Origin of the sequence: Cellulomonas sp. Leaf395, from assembly GCF_001424125.1 — a bacterium.
Classification (GTDB): Bacteria; Actinomycetota; Actinomycetes; order Actinomycetales; family Cellulomonadaceae; genus Cellulomonas.
Window position 1 is genome coordinate 833,285 of the sequence record NZ_LMQI01000005.1, and the last position, 15,054, is coordinate 848,338.

The following is a 15,054-nucleotide window of genomic DNA, read 5'->3' on the forward strand; positions in this document are numbered from 1 at the left end:
ACACTCCGTGGACCGGCGGCGCGCGCGAGCATCCCGCGCGCGCCGTCGGGCCGGCCCGGGGAAGCTCGATCCGCTGGTGCTGGGATCGCCGCACGAGCACGTCGAGGCTGCCGAGCCGTCCGTGGACAGCGCGTCGCCGACTGCGCAGGACGACCACCGTGGCGGCACCTAGGGTGACGTAAGAGGGGCATCCGGCCTACGTGAGAGGCGCGTCGCATGGATCCGAACGACCCTCGGGATGACGGAGCGGCCCGGCCGCTCGCGGCACTGACCGAGCTCCTGCGTCGCACGCACCTCGCGCCACCGGACCTCCTCCCGTCCGCGGTCGACGACGCGGTGGTGAACCTGCGCGCCAGGGCGACCATCTACCTGGCCGACTACTCGCACACGGTGCTGGTGCCGATGCCCACCGCCGGCGCCGCGCCCCTGCCCGTCCTGCCGATCGACACCACGCTCGCGGGCCTCGCATACAGGACGACGTCGACGCAGACGACAGTCACCAGCCCGGAGCCGCACCTGTGGATGCCGATCATCGACGGACTCGAACGGCTCGGGGTGCTGAAGATCGTGCCCGCCGACGCCGGCGATCTCGAGGATCCCGTCTTCCTGGTCCGGTGCTGGTGGTTCACGCACTACCTCGGCCACCTGGTCTCCGTGGTGGACGCCTTCGGGGACGGGATCGACGTGATCCGACGTCAGCTGCGCCGGAGCCTGTCTGCCGAGCTCATCTGGCAGCTCCTGCCGCCGCTGACCTCGGGCACCGACAAGGTCCTGGTGAGCGGTCGGCTCGAGCCGTCGGCCACGGTGGGCGGAGACGTCTTCGACTACGCGCTGTCGGACGACAAGGCGCAGTTCGCGATCCTCGATGCGACCGGTCACGACCTGCGGTCGGGGCTGGCCGCAGCGACCGCGCTCGCCGCGTACCGCAACTCCCGCCGGCAGGGTCATGGGCTCTTCGAGCAGACGGAGTCGATCCATCGCGCCGTGCGTGACGAGTTCGGGGGGCACATGTACGCCACCGGCGTGCTCGGACGCCTCGACCTGCGGTCCGGCGTCCTGCGCTATCTGTCCGCCGGGCATCCTCCACCCCTCCTGCTCCGCGGCGGCAAGGTGGTCAAGTCGCTCGCCCAAGGCCACCGGCCCTTGCTCGGCCTGGACATGCGCAGCGCGAGCGTCGCCGAAGAAGCCCTGGAGCCGGACGACGTGGTCGTCCTCTACACCGACGGCATCATCGAGGCCCGCGACGAGGAGCAGCAGTTCTTCGGCATCGACAGGCTCGTCGACTTCCTCGAACGGGAGGCCGCGGCGAGCACCCCGCTGCCCGAGATCGCGCGGAGGGTGTGCCGACGGATGATGGAGTACCAGAACGGGGTGCTCCAGGACGACGCCACGATCCTGCTCGTGCAGTGGACGACCACGGGCCAGCACCTTCTCGACCCCGTGCGCTGACGTCGGCACGGGTCCGGGCCCTCGTCGGGGTGCGTCGTCTCCGCGTCGTCTTCTCGTCCTGGTCGGGCCTGCCCGTGCGTCTCAGGCCTGGATCATCGGGCCGTGCGCGTCGGGGTTCGCGGGGTCCTCGATGGCGGGCGGGGAGTGCGCCGGCTCCTTGTCGGGGAGCCCGTCGCGCTCCTCGGGCAGGTCAGGGACGTCGTCCCGACGGGGTGTGTCCTCGCTCATCGTCCACCTCTCTCCTGGTCGGTCTCGCGCCGGTGCCGCGGCCTCACCGCAGGACCGACCGGGCGCGCCGGGCTGTCGACTCGACGACCCGCAGTCCACGCGACCCGACCGTCGGGGACTCGTTGAGGCGCTCGGCCCGCTCCGCCAGCCGGCGGGCGATCGACGCGACGACGGGGAGCAGGACGACGCCGATGATCATCATTCGAACCCGACGGAAGAGCAGGAACCACATCGGTGCCTCCGGTATCCGGCAGCCGGCGACGCAGCTACTCGACGTCGACCCCCATCGTCAGCCCGTCGCGCCGCTCCCGCACCCCGACCGCACCCGTTCGCGACCCGAGGCGCTATACCGAGCGGCGCTCGGCGAGGAACGCCAGCCGTCGCAGCGTCTCCGTGTTGCGCGGGACCAGGGCCGCGGTCCGCAGCGGCCGCGGGACGAGGGTCCCCGGTCCGCGGACCGCGTCCTCCGTCAGCTCGACCGTGCACCCGCCGCCCTGGCGTGGGCGGACCGTGATCTGCACCCGGGCCTCGCCGGCCGGCCACCCGCGGGCCTGCAGGTCGATGCCGCGCTCCGGATCCCACCGTCTAGTCACCGTGACGTCGTCGCGTAGCGCGGGCCAGACTCCCACGGAGTGGGCGATCCGGCTGCCGACGGCGGGCCAGGCCCGGTCGACGGCGCGGATCCGCGAGGTGCCGACGACCCAGGTGGCGTAGCTCCAGCCGTCGGCCAGCACCTCCAGGACGGCGGCGGGTGCGCAGCGGAGCTCTCGGGTGACGGTCGCCATGGCTCGAACGTAGCCACCGGTCCGGGATCGGCAACTCGCCGGCGTGGTGCGGTCCGACTGCGCCGCGACGACGGTGCACCTACGCTCGGGCCGTGATGCGACGACGGTGGCCTGCGCTGGGCCTGACCCTCACCGGCGTCGCGCTCCTTGCGGGATGCGGTCGCCCCGATGCTGCGGCGGCGGACGCGACAGCAGAGCACTTCTACCAGGCCGTCGAGGCGGCCGAGGGTGCCGACGCCTGCTCGTTCCTCGCCCCGGCCACCGTCGAGAACCTGGAGGACGACGCCGGCGAACCGTGCGCCGACGCGATCCTCGCCGGAGAGGTGGGCGACACGCTGACGTCCCGTGCCGACGACGCCACCGACCCTGTCGCCCGGGTGGCCGGACGGCAGGCGCAGGCCGTGCTCCCCACGGATGTCGTCTTCCTGACGGTGTCGGGCGACCACTGGCTGATCACAGCGGCGGGGTGCGACGCCCGGCCGCAGCGTCCCTACGACTGCGTGCTGGAGGGTTCGTAATGACGCGGCTGCTCTTCTGGACCTGTCTCGGCGGCATCCTGCTCGGGCTGGCCTACTGCCTGGCGCTCGGGATCGCGCACCGATGAGGAGCCTGCGCGAGAACGGGCTGACCCTCTTCTTCGGGGTGATCTTCGTCGTGGCGCTGGTCGGGCAGGCGGTCTCCGGCGTCGCACTGATGAACGAGGAGCAGCTCAACGCCGGCCTGGACCCGATCACGATCGGGGAGTACGTCACGACGTCGGCGTTCGCCGTCGACGTCACCGAGAACTGGCAGTCGGAGTTCCTCCAGTTCCTCCTCTACATCGTCGCCACCGTCTTCTTCCTCCAGCGCGGGTCACCGGAGTCGAAGGAGCTGGACGAGGCCGGACGAGAGAGCGACGCAGATCAGAAGGTCGCCGAGTTCTCGACGAACGACTCCCCCGCGTGGGCGCGCCGACGCGGCTGGCGACTGTCGGTCTACTCCCGATCCCTCAGCCTGGTCATGGGCGCGATCTTCCTGGGGTCGTGGCTGACCCAGTCGGTCACGGGTTCCGTCGCCTACTCCGAGGAGCAGATGCGGGAGCTGGCGGACCCCGTCAGCTGGAGCGAGTACCTGCTGCTGCCCGACTTCTGGAGCCGCACGCTGCAGAACTGGCAGTCGGAGTTCCTCGCCGTCGCGAGCATGGTCGTGCTCTCCATCTACCTGCGTGAACGCGGGTCACCGGAGTCCAAGCCGGTCGGCACGCCGCACGACACCACCGGCGTCGAGGGCTGACGTCGCCGTCTGCCGCTGGCGCGCGCCAGCTGGTCCGACCCGCGCACAGAGTGAGCTCGGCGGGGGCGCGGGGTCGGCTCGCCCGCACAGGGCGTCCCGAGGTTCCCCGGTGGTGCTCTCGCAGCCCGGCGCCCCCGCCGTCCGCTCGTCACGCGCCGGCGTCGGCCTCCGCGGTGATCTGGGTGGCGTCGCCGGTGTGCTGGACCTCGATACGGCGGGGCTTGGCCTCGTCGGCGACGGGGATGCTCAGGGTCAGCACACCGTCGGTGTAGGTCGCCGTGATCGCGTCGAGCGCGAGGCCACGGCTCACGGTGAGCTGACGTGCGTACGTGCCGACCGGGCGTTCCTTGGCCAGCCACTGCACGTCCTGCTCGGTGTGCGCGGTGCGCTGGGCACGGATGGTCAGGGTGCGGTCCTCGACGTTCACATCGATGGTGCCCGGATCCGCGCCCGGCAGGTCCACGTGGAGCACGTAGTGGTCGCCGGACCGGTACAGATCCATCGGCATCGTGGTCGACGCACGCTCGGCCGTCATCACCTGGGCGAACAGACGGTCGAACTCCTGGAACGGGTCGAATCGCGTAGCCATGACCGTCACCTCCTTCGTGTCGGGGCGCCGGACCGTCCGGGCCCCGGGTGGCTGTCCGGCCGTCCTGGCCGAACTGGCTACATCTGAAGAATTAGCACTCTCGGTGCTCGAGTGCCAGTGGAGATCGGAGGCCGTTCGCGCGCGGCGAACACCGCCGTCCGCAGCGACCCTGGCGCCGGCTCAGGTGGCGGACCGGTCCCATCCGTCCTACTTTTCCAAGTGCTGGTCCGGCCCCCGCCGGTCAGCAGACCGTCGCCCGGCACAGCAGCGTCGCCGGACATGGGGCTGGTGTGCGGCATCGTCGTCGCACCTCGCTGACTCCCGGATCGCCCTGGCGTACCGGCAGCCCTGTGCAGACGGCCGCGCGGCAGAAGGTCCGCGCACTCGTCGACCCCTCCGGACGGAGTGCTGGCCCCGCCTCATCGGCCGGGCTGCGCCGACTCCTCCTGACGACCTGAGAAGAGACACGCCATGAGTGACGACTACACCAGCAGCTACCCCCGCTCCGACGCCCCACTCTCCGGCAGTGGGACCTCGACGACCCCGAACGCCCCACTCTCCGGCAGTGGGACCTCGACAACCGATACCGCCAAGGACCGGGCGACCGATGTCAAGGACAAGGCCACCAGCGCCGGCGAGCACCTGCTCGGCGAGGCGAAGGGGGAGGCCGCCGCGGTCACGCAGGAGGCTCGGCGTCAGCTCGGTGACCTGTGGTCGCAGGCCCGCTCCGAGGTGTCCAGCCAGGCCGGGGTCCAGCAGAGCCGGCTCGCCGGAGGCCTGACGTCGGTCGGCGGACAGTTCACGCAGATGGCGTCCGCACCGTTCGAGCAGAACCTCGCGACCGACATCGTGCGTGAGGTCGGCCAGAGGATGGACTCGCTGGGCCGGTGGCTGGAGAACCACGGTCCCGACGAGGCCCTGGAGGAGGTTCGCGGCTTCGCCCGGCGGAGTCCCGGCACGTTCCTCCTGATCGCTGCCGGCGCCGGGGTGGTGCTAGGTCGCCTCACCCGCGGCCTCAAGGACGCCCCGCCGAGCCCGTCCACCCGGTCCACGACGCCGACGCGCGTGACCGCCACCGAGCCTCTGCCGGTGTACACGGACGTGGTCGAGGAGCGTCCGCGGTTCACCGACGAGCTCGCCACCCCGGTGCCGGGCGCCCTCGGCTGGGACCAGCGATGAGCGAGCCCTTGGACGCTCCCCCGCGCCAGTCCGTCGGTGACCTGCTCGGCGACGTCACCCGCGACCTGTCGACCTTGCTGCACCAGGAGGTCGAGCTGGCCAAGGCCGAGGCCCGCCAGTCGGCGAAGGCTGCGGCCAAGGGCGGGTCCATGTTCGCGGGCGCAGCGGTCGCCGGGCACTTCGTCCTGCTGTTCCTGTCGATCGCCCTCTGGTGGGCGCTCGGCGACGCGATGGACTCCTGGGCCTGGTCTGCGGTGATCGTCGCCGTCATCTGGGCGATCGTCGCCGCCGTGCTCGCCGCACGCGGCCGCGCCGAGTCCAAGCGGGTCGGCGGAATGCCCAAGACAGCCGACACCGTCAAGAAGATCCCCAACGCTCTGCAAGGACACGAGGAGAAGAACTCATGAGCACCGACCCCGACCAGATCCGCGAGGACATCGAGCGCACGCGCGCCGAGCTCAGCTCGGACGTCGACGCCCTGACCGACAAGGTCAGCCCCAGCCAGGTCGCACAGCGCCAGGCCGAGAAGGTCCGCACCGCCGTCACGGACGTCAAGGAGAAGGTCATGGGCGGGGTCAGTGACAGCGCCGACGCCGCCGGCTCCGCTGCCGCGTCTCTGCCGCATGCCGCGAAGGACCGGACCCGCGGGAACCCGCTGGCCGCCGGCCTGGTCGCCTTCGGCGCCGGGTGGCTGATCTCCTCCCTGCTGCCGAGCACGCGTCAGGAGCAGCAGCTCGCCCAGGCGGCCAAGGAGCAGGCGGCGCCTCTGGTCCAGGAGGCCAAGGACGCCGCCCAGGGAATCGCGGAGAACCTCCGCGAGCCCGCTCAGGACGCGGCTGCTGCCGTCAAGGACCGGGCTGCTGAGGCAGGCGCGACGCTGCGCGACGAAGGTCGCGCGACCGCCGACGACCTGCGGGCCGACACGAAGAGCACAGGCGGCGCCGTCACGAGCCCGCCCACCGTCGGCGGCACCCAGTCGGGCTACGTCGGCGGCACCCAGTCGGGCTACTGAGAGCCCTCTGCGGCGGGGCGCCTCAGGGTGCCCCGCCGCGTGCCCGAACCCAGCGCACTCGGCACCGGAAGAGGACACCTCATGAGCCAGACGACCCTCAGCGGGTACCGCGTCCTGGCGATCGTCACCAACTACGGCGTCGAGCAGGACGAGCTCATCGTCCCGCGCGACCACCTGCGCGAGCGCGGTGCGACCGTCGTGGTCGCCGCCGTCACCACGGACCCGATCCAGACGCTCGTCGGCGACAAGGACCCGGGGAAGTCCTTGCAGCCGGACACCACGTTCGGGGACGCCGGGTCCGACTTCGACCTGCTCCTCATCCCGGGCGGCACCCTGAACGCCGACGCGTTGCGGCTGGAGAGCCGCGCCATCGACACGGTGCGTGCGTTCGCCTCGTCAGGCCGGCCGATCGCCGCGATCTGTCACGGACCGTGGGCGCTCGTCGAGGCGGGCGTGGTGGACGGCAGGACCGTGACGTCCTACCCCTCGCTGCAGACCGACCTGCGCAACGCAGGCGCCACCTGGGTCGACAGGTCGGTGTCGATCGACGACGGCGGAGCGTTCACCCTGGTCACGTCGCGCAGGCCCGACGACCTCGACGACTTCCTGCCTGCTGTGGAGAAGGCGCTGGCCACGGGCCCAGACGTCGCAGAGTAGGGCCCACGCACGACGGCTGCCCGTCGTGCGCTCCCGGGCGTCTGCGCTGCGGTCAGTCTCGCGGGTTCAGCTGTTCCGGGTCGCCGTCCGGGTCACCGTCGGGTCCGCCGCTCCCGTCGCCGGCGGCAGCGCTCCCCGTGCGCGGGTTGAGCATCTCCGGGTCGGCGTCCGGGTCCGTCGCGGGGTCGTAGGGCGTCGTCGAGTCGTCCGGGGGCGACGTCCCGTCGTCCGGTGTGGTGGGGGTGGCGTCAGGTGTGCTGCTCATCCCCTCACGCTGGCACCGTCGCGCCGTCGACGCATCCGGTGGACGATGCACCTGAGACGGTTCTGGCCGAGAGCTGTGGAGGGGCAGACCCCATGTCCGACCGGACGCCAGCTCCCGACCTCTGGCTCCCGGTCGCCCGCGAGATCGTGGCCACACACGTCGGCCGGGCCACGCTCGAGGTCCTGACCTCGGGCCCCGCGCACGCCGTGCTGCTGGTGAGGGCCGCGTCCACGGTCCACGTGCTGAAGGTGGCGTCGACCGACGCCCGGCCCGCTCTCGACTACAGGAGATCCGCCTCCGCGCAGGAGCTGGCACGACGAGCCGGGGTGCCGGTCGGTGCCGTGGTCGCGGCCGGCGTCCACGGCGAGCTGCCCGGGGTGCAGTTCCTGCTCCAGGAGCAGGTGGAGGGCGTCGAGTGGCGGCAGGTGCGTCCCTTGCTGCGGCCGGCCGAGCTGGCTACCCCGTCCATCGACATCGCCCGGGCCGTGCTTGCCCTCCAGTCCGTCGTGCTCCCCTCGTTCGGCGCGCTGGACGAGCCCACGCCGCGCCTGGTCGACGCTCTGCGCGCCCGGATCGCCCTGCGTATCCCCGCGGGCGACCGACGGTCGCTGGCGACGGAGGTGCTCGACCGCCACGCCGACCAGTTCTCCGGACCGGCTGGGCCGACGCTCGCGCATGACGACCTGCACCACGCGAACCTCCTCTTCCGGCAGGGTCGAAACGGCTGGAGGCTCGCGGGGGTCCTCGACTGGGACAAGGCGTGGGCCGGGCCGGCCGAGTCGGACGTCGCCCGGATGGCCTTCTGGGACGACATGACCGACACGGTGTTCTGGTCGGTCTACCGCGAGAGCGTGCCCGCGACGGACGGGTGGGCGCTGCGGGCGATGGTCTACCAGCTGCTGTGGTGCCTGGAGTACGACGTCGATACCGCCCGGCACCGGCAGGACACGGCGACTCTGGTCGCACGACTCCGGTAGGTCGGGTCGGGCAGACTCGGACCATGGGCTCGCAGACCGCCTGGGTGCTGCACGTCGACCTCGACCAGTTCGTCGCGGCCGTCGAGGTTCTGCGCCGGCCCGAGCTGGCGGGGAAGCCGGTCGTCGTCGGCGGGCGCGGCGACCCGACCGAGCGCGGTGTGGTCTCCACCGCGTCCTACGAGGCTCGCGTCTTCGGGGTCCGCTCCGGGATGCCCCTGCGGATCGCCGCTCGCAAGCTCCCCGACGCGGTGTTCCTCCCCGTGGACGCCCCGGAGTACGAGGCGGTCTCCGAGCGGGTGATGGCGACGCTGAGATCGCTCGGCGTGGTCGTGGAGGTGCTGGGCTGGGACGAGGCGTTCCTCGGTGTGCAGACCGACGACCCCGAACAGCTCGCGCGGAGCGCCCAGGAGGCGGTGCTGCGCGAGACACGGCTGCACTGCTCGGTGGGCATCGGGGACAACAAGGTCCGCGCGAAGATCGCCACCGAGTTCGGCAAGCCGGCGGGGGTCTTCCGGCTGACCACTGAGAACTGGTTCGAGGTGATGGGCAGCCGGCCGACCATCGACCTGTGGGGCGTGGGGACGAAGGTGTCACGCCGCCTGGCGACGCTCGGCATCACCACCGTGCAGGAGCTGGCCGTCGCGCCGGCCGACGCCCTGGTCGCGGAGTTCGGGCCGAAGATGGGCGTCTGGTACCACGAGCTCGGGCAGGGCCTCGGGCCGACCACCGTGGACGACGCTCCCTGGGTGCCGCGCGGTCACAGCCGCGAGACGACGTTCCAGCAGAACCTCACGACCCCCGAGCAGGTGCGGGAGGCGGTCCGGGTGATGGCGCACGAGGTGGTCGAGGACACCGCGAAGGACGGTCGGCCGGTCGTCCGGGTGGCCCTCAAGGTGCGGTACGCGCCGTTCGTGACGACGAGCATGAGCCGCAAGCTCCCCGAGGCCACCCGGGACCCCGCGACCGTCGTGGACGCGGTGCTGACGCTGCTGGAGAAGGTCGAGGACCGGGAGATCCGGTTGCTCGGCGTGCGTGCCGAGATGGCGATGCCCGACGACGCGGACCCGGCTGACCGGACGCCGGTGCGAGGCCGGATCTGAGGCTCGTCCAGCATGCGAGAGTCCCTGGCGAACTCTTGACCACCGGATCGCGCGCATGCTCGTCTGTGCCCGCCGTGATCGAGCCGACCTGGGAGGAGCACGCGATGACCGCCGTCCGCGTCACTGCGCTCCCGTCCCGTCGCGCCACCCTCGCGCTGCGTTCCTGTCCGGCCCGCTGTCAGCAGCACTGACCCTCCCACCCGGCCCACGCCGGGAGCAGGCCCGTCCGACCCCACGCCTCGACGCGTCCGGGTCGGCCCGCAGACGCACCCCCGAGAGGCACCACCATGAGCATCGACCTGTCCCCCCGCCCCACCACCGCCGCCCCGTTGGACGTCGACGAGCTCAGCGCGCTCACACGTTCGCTCGCCGCGCAGCCCGACCTCTGGCAGCCCTTGGTCCAGTTCCAGGAGAGCGGCCGCTGGTGGACCCGGCTGGACGCCCCGCCCGGGGTCGACGTCTGGCTGCTGACGTGGCTGCCGTCGCAGGGCACCGAGCTGCACGACCACGGTGCCTCCGCCGCGGCGTTCACGATCGTCGCCGGCACCCTCACGGAGGTCCGGCCGACCCGGGACGGAGAGCTGGTGCCGCAGCAGTTCCCCGCGGACCGCACCCAGACGGTCGACCCGGGTGACCGGCACGATGTGCTGAACACCGGGACCGAGCCGGCCGTGAGCATCCACGCCTACTCCCCGCCACTGACCCGGATGACGTACTGGGCGACCGCACCGGACGGGAGCCTCGTCCCGTCGCGCACCGTCGACACCGACGAGCCGGAGTCCGACAAGTGACCCGCCGCCGCACCATCGACGACGTCCTCGCCGACGCCCGGGCCCAGCTGCACCGGCTGGACCCGATCGAGGCGTGGGACGCCCTGGAGGCCGGCGCGCTGCTGGTGGACATCCGCCCGGCCGCCCAGCGCGCGGCCGAGGGCGAGGTGCCGCAGGCGCTTCTGATCGAGCGCAACGTCCTCGAGTGGCGCCTGGACCCGGCCAGCGCCCACCGGATCCCGGCGGCGACCGGCCACGACGTGCAGGTGATCGTGCTGTGCTCCGAGGGGTACACGTCCAGTCTCGCGGCCGCCGCCCTGGCGGACCTCGGCCTGCACCGTGCGACCGACGTGGTGGGCGGTTTCCACGCGTGGGCAGCGGCAGGACTTCCGGTCACGGGAGGCGATCGTGGCGCGCTCGTGGGCTCGGGGGCGCACTCGCACCGGTCATGACCGCGGGAGCACTGGGCAGTCTCGTCGGCGAGTGGTAGACCGGGTCTCACCCGCTCCCTCGCCCGAGGAGATCTCATGCGATCGTCCAGGCCGACCGGCTCGCTGGTGGCGCTCGTCGCCGCCGTCGCTCTCGCACTGGGGGTGGGCGTCGCGCCCGCCTCGGCGCGCCCCCCGCACTCCGGTCCCGGCGACAAGGTGCCGGTGGCCACCGGCTACGGCGGGGCGGTCACCACGGTCGACGCCGACGCGACCCGGGTCGGCCTCGACGTGCTGCGCCAGGGCGGCAACGCGGTCGACGCCGCCGTGGCGGCCGCGGCGACGCTGGGTGTCACCGAGCCGTTCTCGTCGGGCATCGGGGGCGGCGGCTTCTTCGTCTACTACGACGCGGCCACCGGTCAGGTCCACACCATCGACGGTCGTGAGACGGCGCCGATGGCGATGCGCAGCGACTCGTTCGTCGAGAACGGCGTGTCGATCCCGTTCGCCGACGCCGTGACGTCGGGCCTGTCGGTCGGCGTGCCGGGCACCCCGAGGACGTGGGCGACGGCCCTGGAGCAGTGGGGATCGGTCGACCTGCGCACGGCGCTGCACGGCGCCACCGAGGTGGCGCGCAAGGGATTCGTCGTCGACCAGACGTTCGCGGACCAGACGGCCGCCAACACCGCGCGGTTCTCCGCCTTCAAGTCGTCGGCGCACCTGTACCTGCGCCACGGCGCTCCACCGGCCGTCGGGTCGGTGTTCCGCAACCCGGACCTGGCCAAGACGTACGACCTGCTGGCCCGCAATGGCGTCGATGCGCTCTACACCGGCAAGCTCGCGGACGACATCGTCGAGACCGTCCAGGACCCGCCCGCCCACAAGAACAGCACTCTCGTCGTGCGCCCGGGCCTCCTGGAGCTCGGTGACCTCGCGTCCTACCAGGCGCCGCTGCGTGCTCCCACCCTCGTGTCCTACCGCGGGCTCGACGTCTACGGGATGGCTCCGCCGTCGTCCGGCGGGTCGACCGTCGGCGAAGCGCTGAACATCCTGGAGGCCTCGGACCTCGTCGGAGCGGACCCGACTCAGACGCTGCACCACTACCTGGAGGCGAGCGCCCTCGCCTTCGCCGACCGCAACCGGTACGTCGGCGATCCGGCCTTCGTGGACGTGCCGCTCGCGCATCTCCTGTCGGACGGGTTCGCGGCGGAGCGCGCCTGCCTCATCGACCCTGCTGCTGCCCTGATCAAGCCGGTCGCCCCGGGTGTCCCCGACGGCGACTACACGTCGTGCGAGACGGCGGCAGTCGGCACGGAGGGCACCGACGGCCAGTCCACGACGCACCTGACCACGGCGGACCAGTGGGGCAACGTGGTGGCGTACACGCTGACCATCGAGTCGCTCGGCGGGAACGGCATCGTCGTGCCGGGCCGCGGCTTCCTGCTCAACAACGAGCTGACCGACTTCAACTTCACCGACACCCAGGGTGGCAACGACCCGAACCTGCCCGGTCCCGGCAAGCGGCCGCGCAGCTCGATGGCGCCGACGATCGTCCTGGCCGACGGCACGCCGTTCCTGGCGCTGGGCTCCCCCGGAGGCTCGACCATCATCACGACCGTCCTGCAGATCCTCGTGAACCGGCTGGATCTCGGCATGGACCTGCCGGCCGCCGTCGCGGCGCCACGGGCGACCCAGCGCAACACCGTCGCGGTCCAGGCCGAACCGGGCTTCGACCGGACGCCGTTGCAGGCGCTCGGGCACACGTTCGTGGACAACCCGGAGATCGGGGCTGCGACCGCGATCGAGTTCCTGGAGGACGGTGCGCTGCTGGCGGTCGCCGAGCCGGTCAGGCGCGGTGGGGGCAGCGCGGCGGTGGTGCAGGACCGCTGAGTGCGTCCTGACGAGGTCATTCGTCCGCCATGCAAGAAAGTTGACTAAATCCTCTGGTCAAGTCGGGATTGTTGTTATACCCGGTGCATCGAACCCGCGCGGACCGTGCGGCGGGTTCATGAGAGCCGAGATCGAGGACCCCGCCATGACCTATCAGACGTCGTCGCAGCACCCCGGAGCTCGAGTGGTGGTGCTGTCGGGCAATCCCCGGGCAGGCTCGCGCACCACCGCCGCCGCGGTGCACGTCGCGCAGGAGACCGCACGGCTCCTCGGCTCCGAGCAGGCCGTCGAGACCGTCGAGCTCGCGCAGTTCGCCGCCGAGATCCTGGCCGACGTGCACCCGGCCGCCGACGCGGCGCTGGGCACCGTCGCCGACGCCACTGTGCTCGTCGTCGCGACCCCGGTCTACAAGGCCTCGTACACCGGCCTGCTGAAGGCGTTCCTCGACCTGTACGGGCCCGGCGGGCTCTCCGGCGTCGTCGCGGTACCCGTCGTGGTCTCGGGCAACCCCGCGCACGCCCTGGTCGGCGAGGTCCACCTGCGGCCCCTGCTCGTCGAGCTCGGCGCCGTCGTGCCGACGCGGGCGCTGACCCTGGTCGAGTCGCAGCTCACCGACCTGGATCCGGTGGTCGGACGCTGGTGGTCCGAAGGTGGCCACGCCCTGGGCGCCCAGGTTGCCGCGATCGCCCCCGCCGAACTGGCGGAGGCCCGCGCATGACCGCCGAGACGCTGCAGGCGTTGGACCGCCTGCTCCGGGACCAGGACGAGCCGCAGCTCTCGCCGCAGCAGTACAAGGAGGTCTTCCGCCAGCACCCCGCGGGCGTCGCGGTCGTCGCGCTGCGGGACGGCGAGCGTCGGGTCGGGTTCACGGCGACCTCGGTGATCTCCGTGTCCGCCGCTCCCCCGCTGCTCGCGTTCTCGCTGGCGTCGACGTCCTCGTCGTGGGACGCCCTGTCCCGCGCACGCACCCTCACCGTGAGCTTCCTGTCCGCGGACCAGGACGACGTGTCGGCGCGCTTCGCGACGAGCGGCATCGACCGGTTCGCCGCGGGCGGCTGGTACGACCTGGGCAGCGGCGAGCCCGTCATCGAGGGGGCCGTGTCCTGGGTGCGTGGGCGGGTGCTGCAGCGCACGCCGGTGGGCGACAGCTACCTCGTCTCGCTGCGGGCGCTCGAGCACGGCACCTCCGACGACACGACGCCGCTGGTGTACCACGACCGCAGCTACCACCGGATCGGCACGCACACCGCCATCTGACGCTCCGACCCCGGCCGTCGCGCACGCGGCCGGGGTCGGGCAGGACGCACGGAGAAGCCCCCCGCCGAGCTGGCGGGGGGCTTCTGAGCGTTCAGTCGATCGCGGTGAACCCTGCCGGACGCCGGGCGTCGGCCGGACCCCACAGATCCGTCTTCACCTCGGCCTTGACCAGCGGGACGACCTCCTCCGCGAACCGCCGCAGCACGTCGTCCTGGTGCGCCGGCTCGAGGACGTGGTTGATCGAGACCGACTGCAGGTCGTGCCCGTAGCTGGCGTGGTAGTCGAGGATCTTCTCCACGACCCGCTCGGGTGACCCGACGAGCGCCGGACCGCGCTCGACGGCGTCCTCAATGGTCCGGAAGCTGGTCACCTTGCCCACCGCCGCCGGGTCGTGCTTGCGCAGGTCCTGCCGCGCGACCGCGCCCTCGTAGAACGGCCGGTACTGCTCGATGGCCTGTTCGGTGGTGTCCGCGAGGAAGAGCCCGCCGGAGCCGGAACCGACGAAGGCGTACGCCGGGTCGTGACCGTGCGCCGCGTACTGCTCCCGGTACCGGTCGATGAGCACCTGGTAGTTCTCGCGGGGCTGCAGGGCGTTCGCGCTGACGATCGGGTCGCCGTGCTTGGCCGCGAGGTCGACCGCGAACTGCGACGTCGCCGACCCGTGCCAGATCCGGAACGGTCCGGAGAACGGCCGGGGCAACGTCGTCGCACCGTGCAGGTCCGGGCGGTGCCTGCCGACCCACTCGACGTCCTCGCGACTGAGCAGCAGGCTGAGCAGCTCGTAGTTCTCCTCGAGGTACTCGTACTGCTTGTCCAGGTCGAGCCCCAGCAGCGGGTACTGCAGCGCCTCGTTGCCCTTGCCGATCACGATCTCGAGCCGTCCTCGGCTGAGCTGGTCGATGGTGGCGTAGTCCTCGGCGACCCGGATCGGGTCCAGCAACGACAGCACGGTCACGCCCGTACTGAGCAGGATGCGGGAGGTGCTCGCGGCGAGCGCCCCCAGCAGCACCGTGGGCGACGACGAGAGCACCTCACCGGCGTGCCGCTCCCCCACCGCGAACGCGTCGATGCCGAGCTGTTCGGCCAGCACCGCCGTCTCGACCACCCGGGCCAGCCGGTCAGCCGGGGGGACCGCCTCACCCGTGACGGGGTGCGGCGGGTTGAAGACGATGTCGAGGACCTGGAAGCGCATGGTC

The 15,054-nt window shown here is 72.0% G+C and carries 20 protein-coding genes; 14 read left to right on the forward strand and 6 right to left on the reverse strand.

Annotation, left to right across the window (positions count from 1 at the left end):
* Nucleotides 1–216 precede the first annotated feature (216 nt).
* On the forward strand, nt 217–1,449 hold the full coding sequence (locus ASG23_RS18370) for a PP2C family protein-serine/threonine phosphatase (protein WP_056027971.1): 1,233 nt from the start codon (nt 217–219) through the stop codon (nt 1,447–1,449).
* 81 nt (nt 1,450–1,530) lie between these two features.
* Here ASG23_RS18370 and ASG23_RS20085 read toward each other — a convergent pair whose 3' ends face one another.
* The 3 genes from ASG23_RS20085 to ASG23_RS18380 all read right to left on the reverse strand — a co-directional run bounded on the left by ASG23_RS20085 (nt 1,531) and on the right by ASG23_RS18380 (nt 2,462).
* Nucleotides 1,531–1,677 carry a hypothetical protein gene (locus ASG23_RS20085; RefSeq protein WP_157465741.1) on the reverse strand — a complete coding sequence of 49 codons (147 nt, stop codon included), beginning with the start codon at nt 1,675–1,677 and terminating at the stop codon, nt 1,531–1,533.
* 43 nt (nt 1,678–1,720) lie between these two features.
* Complete coding sequence (locus ASG23_RS18375) at nt 1,721–1,909, reverse strand: hypothetical protein (RefSeq protein WP_056027973.1); 189 nt, start codon at nt 1,907–1,909, stop codon at nt 1,721–1,723.
* Nucleotides 1,910–2,021: 112 nt separating this feature from the next.
* Nucleotides 2,022–2,462: an SRPBCC family protein gene (locus ASG23_RS18380; protein WP_056027975.1), complete on the reverse strand. Its 441-nt coding sequence runs from the start codon at nt 2,460–2,462 to the stop codon at nt 2,022–2,024.
* Nucleotides 2,463–2,554: 92 nt separating this feature from the next.
* On the opposite strand from ASG23_RS18380, the gene ASG23_RS18385 reads away from it, so the two are divergent.
* Both ASG23_RS18385 and ASG23_RS18390 read left to right on the forward strand, forming a co-directional pair.
* Nucleotides 2,555–2,980 (forward strand): hypothetical protein, encoded by a 426-nt coding sequence (locus ASG23_RS18385; RefSeq protein ID WP_200941639.1) that lies wholly within the window; start codon nt 2,555–2,557, stop codon nt 2,978–2,980.
* A gap of 82 nt (nt 2,981–3,062) precedes the next feature.
* A complete protein-coding gene (locus ASG23_RS18390) occupies nt 3,063–3,734 on the forward strand; it encodes a DUF6766 family protein (RefSeq protein ID WP_056027980.1) in 672 nt (223 codons plus the stop codon).
* A gap of 148 nt (nt 3,735–3,882) precedes the next feature.
* On the opposite strand, the gene ASG23_RS18395 is transcribed toward ASG23_RS18390, so the two are convergent.
* Nucleotides 3,883–4,323, reverse strand: coding sequence for an Hsp20/alpha crystallin family protein (locus tag ASG23_RS18395; protein WP_056028617.1), 441 nt, complete (start codon nt 4,321–4,323; stop codon nt 3,883–3,885).
* Between the two features lie 471 nt (nt 4,324–4,794).
* Between ASG23_RS18395 and ASG23_RS18400 the strand changes: the two genes are divergently transcribed.
* From ASG23_RS18400 to ASG23_RS18415, 4 genes are all read left to right on the forward strand, one after another.
* Nucleotides 4,795–5,502 (forward strand): hypothetical protein, encoded by a 708-nt coding sequence (locus ASG23_RS18400; protein WP_056027982.1) that lies wholly within the window; start codon nt 4,795–4,797, stop codon nt 5,500–5,502.
* A complete protein-coding gene (locus ASG23_RS18405) occupies nt 5,499–5,909 on the forward strand; it encodes a phage holin family protein (protein ID WP_056027984.1) in 411 nt (136 codons plus the stop codon). The genes ASG23_RS18400 and ASG23_RS18405 overlap by 4 nt, the downstream gene beginning before the upstream one ends.
* The gene (locus ASG23_RS18410) at nt 5,906–6,514 is read left to right on the forward strand and encodes a DUF3618 domain-containing protein (protein ID WP_082516323.1); all 609 of its coding nucleotides are present in this window, start codon (nt 5,906–5,908) and stop codon (nt 6,512–6,514) included. The genes ASG23_RS18405 and ASG23_RS18410 overlap by 4 nt, the downstream gene beginning before the upstream one ends.
* A gap of 81 nt (nt 6,515–6,595) precedes the next feature.
* Nucleotides 6,596–7,171, forward strand: coding sequence for a DJ-1/PfpI/YhbO family deglycase/protease (locus ASG23_RS18415; protein ID WP_056027986.1), 576 nt, complete (start codon nt 6,596–6,598; stop codon nt 7,169–7,171).
* Nucleotides 7,172–7,223: 52 nt separating this feature from the next.
* On the opposite strand, the gene ASG23_RS18420 is transcribed toward ASG23_RS18415, so the two are convergent.
* Nucleotides 7,224–7,436: a hypothetical protein gene (locus ASG23_RS18420; RefSeq protein WP_056027988.1), complete on the reverse strand. Its 213-nt coding sequence runs from the start codon at nt 7,434–7,436 to the stop codon at nt 7,224–7,226.
* A gap of 92 nt (nt 7,437–7,528) precedes the next feature.
* Between ASG23_RS18420 and ASG23_RS18425 the strand changes: the two genes are divergently transcribed.
* From ASG23_RS18425 to ASG23_RS18455, 7 genes are all read left to right on the forward strand, one after another.
* Nucleotides 7,529–8,413, forward strand: a complete 885-nt coding sequence (locus ASG23_RS18425; protein ID WP_056027990.1) for a phosphotransferase family protein — start codon at nt 7,529–7,531, stop codon at nt 8,411–8,413.
* A gap of 23 nt (nt 8,414–8,436) precedes the next feature.
* Nucleotides 8,437–9,513 (forward strand): DNA polymerase IV, encoded by a 1,077-nt coding sequence (locus tag ASG23_RS18430; protein ID WP_056027992.1) that lies wholly within the window; start codon nt 8,437–8,439, stop codon nt 9,511–9,513.
* Between the two features lie 287 nt (nt 9,514–9,800).
* Nucleotides 9,801–10,304, forward strand: coding sequence for a cysteine dioxygenase (locus ASG23_RS18435; protein WP_056027994.1), 504 nt, complete (start codon nt 9,801–9,803; stop codon nt 10,302–10,304).
* A complete protein-coding gene (locus ASG23_RS18440) occupies nt 10,301–10,735 on the forward strand; it encodes a rhodanese-like domain-containing protein (RefSeq protein WP_056027996.1) in 435 nt (144 codons plus the stop codon). The genes ASG23_RS18435 and ASG23_RS18440 overlap by 4 nt, the downstream gene beginning before the upstream one ends.
* 75 nt (nt 10,736–10,810) lie before the next feature.
* Nucleotides 10,811–12,601 (forward strand): gamma-glutamyltransferase, encoded by a 1,791-nt coding sequence (gene ggt, locus ASG23_RS18445; RefSeq protein WP_056027997.1) that lies wholly within the window; start codon nt 10,811–10,813, stop codon nt 12,599–12,601.
* 145 nt (nt 12,602–12,746) lie between these two features.
* The gene (locus tag ASG23_RS18450; protein ID WP_056027999.1) at nt 12,747–13,319 is read left to right on the forward strand and encodes an NADPH-dependent FMN reductase; all 573 of its coding nucleotides are present in this window, start codon (nt 12,747–12,749) and stop codon (nt 13,317–13,319) included.
* Nucleotides 13,316–13,858, forward strand: coding sequence for a flavin reductase family protein (locus ASG23_RS18455; protein ID WP_056028001.1), 543 nt, complete (start codon nt 13,316–13,318; stop codon nt 13,856–13,858). Before ASG23_RS18450 ends, ASG23_RS18455 begins: the two co-directional genes overlap by 4 nt.
* Nucleotides 13,859–13,949: 91 nt before the next feature.
* On the opposite strand, the gene ASG23_RS18460 is transcribed toward ASG23_RS18455, so the two are convergent.
* Nucleotides 13,950–15,050, reverse strand: a complete 1,101-nt coding sequence (locus tag ASG23_RS18460) for an LLM class flavin-dependent oxidoreductase (RefSeq protein ID WP_056028003.1) — start codon at nt 15,048–15,050, stop codon at nt 13,950–13,952.
* Between the last annotated feature and the right edge of the window lie 4 nt (nt 15,051–15,054).

Coding starts and splice junctions, on each gene's coding strand:
- ASG23_RS18405 (WP_056027984.1), top strand. CDS start 5,499: ATGAGCGAGCCCTTGGACGCTCCCCCGCGCCAGTCCGTCGGTGACCTG.
- ASG23_RS18395 (WP_056028617.1), bottom strand. CDS start 4,323: ATGGCTACGCGATTCGACCCGTTCCAGGAGTTCGACCGTCTGTTCGCC.
- ASG23_RS18460 (WP_056028003.1), bottom strand. CDS start 15,050: ATGCGCTTCCAGGTCCTCGACATCGTCTTCAACCCGCCGCACCCCGTC.
- ASG23_RS18380 (WP_056027975.1), bottom strand. CDS start 2,462: ATGGCGACCGTCACCCGAGAGCTCCGCTGCGCACCCGCCGCCGTCCTG.
- ASG23_RS18375 (WP_056027973.1), bottom strand. CDS start 1,909: ATGTGGTTCCTGCTCTTCCGTCGGGTTCGAATGATGATCATCGGCGTC.
- ASG23_RS18435 (WP_056027994.1), top strand. CDS start 9,801: ATGAGCATCGACCTGTCCCCCCGCCCCACCACCGCCGCCCCGTTGGAC.
- ASG23_RS20085 (WP_157465741.1), bottom strand. CDS start 1,677: ATGAGCGAGGACACACCCCGTCGGGACGACGTCCCTGACCTGCCCGAG.
- ASG23_RS18410 (WP_082516323.1), top strand. CDS start 5,906: ATGAGCACCGACCCCGACCAGATCCGCGAGGACATCGAGCGCACGCGC.
- ASG23_RS18455 (WP_056028001.1), top strand. CDS start 13,316: ATGACCGCCGAGACGCTGCAGGCGTTGGACCGCCTGCTCCGGGACCAG.
- ASG23_RS18390 (WP_056027980.1), top strand. CDS start 3,063: ATGAGGAGCCTGCGCGAGAACGGGCTGACCCTCTTCTTCGGGGTGATC.
- ASG23_RS18400 (WP_056027982.1), top strand. CDS start 4,795: ATGAGTGACGACTACACCAGCAGCTACCCCCGCTCCGACGCCCCACTC.
- ggt (WP_056027997.1), top strand. CDS start 10,811: ATGCGATCGTCCAGGCCGACCGGCTCGCTGGTGGCGCTCGTCGCCGCC.
- ASG23_RS18415 (WP_056027986.1), top strand. CDS start 6,596: ATGAGCCAGACGACCCTCAGCGGGTACCGCGTCCTGGCGATCGTCACC.
- ASG23_RS18430 (WP_056027992.1), top strand. CDS start 8,437: ATGGGCTCGCAGACCGCCTGGGTGCTGCACGTCGACCTCGACCAGTTC.
- ASG23_RS18450 (WP_056027999.1), top strand. CDS start 12,747: ATGACCTATCAGACGTCGTCGCAGCACCCCGGAGCTCGAGTGGTGGTG.
- ASG23_RS18370 (WP_056027971.1), top strand. CDS start 217: ATGGATCCGAACGACCCTCGGGATGACGGAGCGGCCCGGCCGCTCGCG.
- ASG23_RS18425 (WP_056027990.1), top strand. CDS start 7,529: ATGTCCGACCGGACGCCAGCTCCCGACCTCTGGCTCCCGGTCGCCCGC.
- ASG23_RS18420 (WP_056027988.1), bottom strand. CDS start 7,436: ATGAGCAGCACACCTGACGCCACCCCCACCACACCGGACGACGGGACG.